This is a genomic window from Streptomyces sp. NPDC001401 (genome assembly GCF_042895385.1).
Classification (GTDB): domain Bacteria; phylum Actinomycetota; class Actinomycetes; order Streptomycetales; family Streptomycetaceae; genus Streptomyces.
In genome coordinates, this window is the sequence record NZ_JBIAWI010000051.1 from 1 (window position 1) to 1,882 (window position 1,882).

Sequence of the window (1,882 nt, forward strand, 5' to 3'; positions counted from 1 at the left end):
GAGCAATGCTCAAGACCTGTGGATCGGCCTCGGGGCTGCACGCGAAGGGCGTACCTTCCCGAGTGATCGATTGAAGGTCACCGAGTAGGCCGACGCTGCGAACGTCGGTCGGGAAGGCACGCCCGTGCTCAGCGTAGTCAACGCCGATGGCACCACCCCGAAGGGCTCCCTGATTGACGAGATCGTCAGGGAAGGCGCACGGCGCATGCTGGCCGCCGCGCTGGAGGCCGAAGTCAACACCTATATAGCCGAGTTGGCAGACCAGAGAGACGAGATCGGCCGGCGTCTGGTCGTGCGCAACGGTTTCCACCAGCCGAGGAAGGTCACCACGGCAGCCGGGGCAGTCGAGGTCAGGGCCCCGCGGGTGAACGACAGGCGGATCGATGAGGCGACCGGTGAGCGCAAGCGGTTCTCCTCGGCGATCCTGCCGCCCTGGTGCCGCAGGTCCCCGAAGATCAGCGAAGTGCTGCCGCTGCTCTACCTCCATGGCCTGTCCTCCGGTGATTTCATGCCCGCGCTCGAGCAGTTCCTCGGCTCCGCGGCGGGCCTCTCGCCCGCGACGGTCACCCGGCTGACCGCCCAGTGGCAGGCCGACCACACGGCGTTCATGGACCGCGATCTGTCCGCCACCGACTACGTCTACGTCTGGGCCGACGGCATCCACCTGCGGATCCGACTGGAAGAGGCAAAAGCCGCCGTGCTGGTGTTGATGGGGGTGCGCGCGGACGGCACGAAGGAGCTGATCGCGATGACCGACGGCTACCGCGAGTCGTCCGAAGCGTGGGCAGGGCTGCTGCGGGACTGCGCCCGCCGGGGCATGCGAGCCCCGATCCTGGCGGTCGGCGACGGCGCACTCGGCTTCTGGAACGCGTCGCAGGAGGTCTTCCCCGACACTCGCCACCAGCGGTGCTGGGTGCACAAGACCGCCAACGTCCTGGACGCACTGCCGAAGTCGGCCCAGCCCGCCGCCAAGCGCGCGATCCAGGAGATCTACAACGCCGAGGACAAGGAGCACGCCGCCAAGGCCGTTGCCGCGTTCGCCAAGCAGTACGGGGCGAAGTACCCCAAGGTCGTCAATCGGATCACCGACGACGAGGACGAGCTTCTGGCGTTTTTCGATTTTCCCGCCGAGCACTGGATCCATCTGCGGACCACGAACCCCATCGAGTCAACCTTCGCCACCGTACGGCTGCGAACCAAGGTCACCAAGGGCGCCGGCAGCCGGGCTGCCGCGCTGAGCATGGTGTTCAAGCTGATCGAATCTGCGCAGGCCCGCTGGCGCTCAGTCAACGCACCTCACCTCGTTGCACTGGTCCGGGCAGGTGCCCGCTTCGAGCGCGGCCGGCTGGTTGAGCGGCCGGAAGGGCTCGCGGCATGATCGGCCCCCACCTCGACGAGGAGCCCGCCGAGCATCGGCGCTTCGCCCGCTACCTGCAGGCCCTGGAGGCCGTCGCCGAGGCGGACGAGGCCGACCTGGTGGCCGCCGTCCTGCGCGACCAGGACGCGACGATGGCGGACAGCGCGGTGGGCCGCCATCTGGACCGCCGGGCCGCCGACTTGCTGACCGGCCCCTGGTTCACGGCCTGGGCTCAGACCATGACCGAGGTGATCGCGGATCGCGGCTTCCTCACCCTCCGCCTGCGCGAGTGGACCCTGCTCAGAACCATCGCCCTGGGCGACCCATGGACCGCCGAAGAGCTCACCGGAGCAACCGACTGGTTCCAGCGCATGGCCGCAACCACGCAGATCGCGACCTCACCCAAGGCTCTCAGGCTGCTGGCAGAACACGGACGAACCCGCCGCGTCCGAAACGCAGCAAGCCGTCAGCTGCGACACCGGGACCAGCCCAACTGACTTGATCCACAGGTCTTGACGATTTCTC

At 68.0% G+C, this 1,882-nt stretch carries 2 protein-coding genes; both read left to right on the top strand.

Translation table 11 applies throughout. From position 1 onward, the window contains the following. The first annotated feature begins 124 nt into the window (after positions 1 to 124). Positions 125 to 1,378 (top strand): IS256 family transposase, encoded by a 1,254-nt coding sequence (locus ACFY10_RS55025; RefSeq protein ID WP_390672983.1) that lies wholly within the window; start codon positions 125 to 127, stop codon positions 1,376 to 1,378. Then, a complete protein-coding gene (locus ACFY10_RS55030) occupies positions 1,375 to 1,854 on the top strand; it encodes a hypothetical protein (protein WP_390672984.1) in 480 nt (159 codons plus the stop codon). The genes ACFY10_RS55025 and ACFY10_RS55030 overlap by 4 nt, the downstream gene beginning before the upstream one ends. Positions 1,855 to 1,882: the final 28 nt, after the last annotated feature.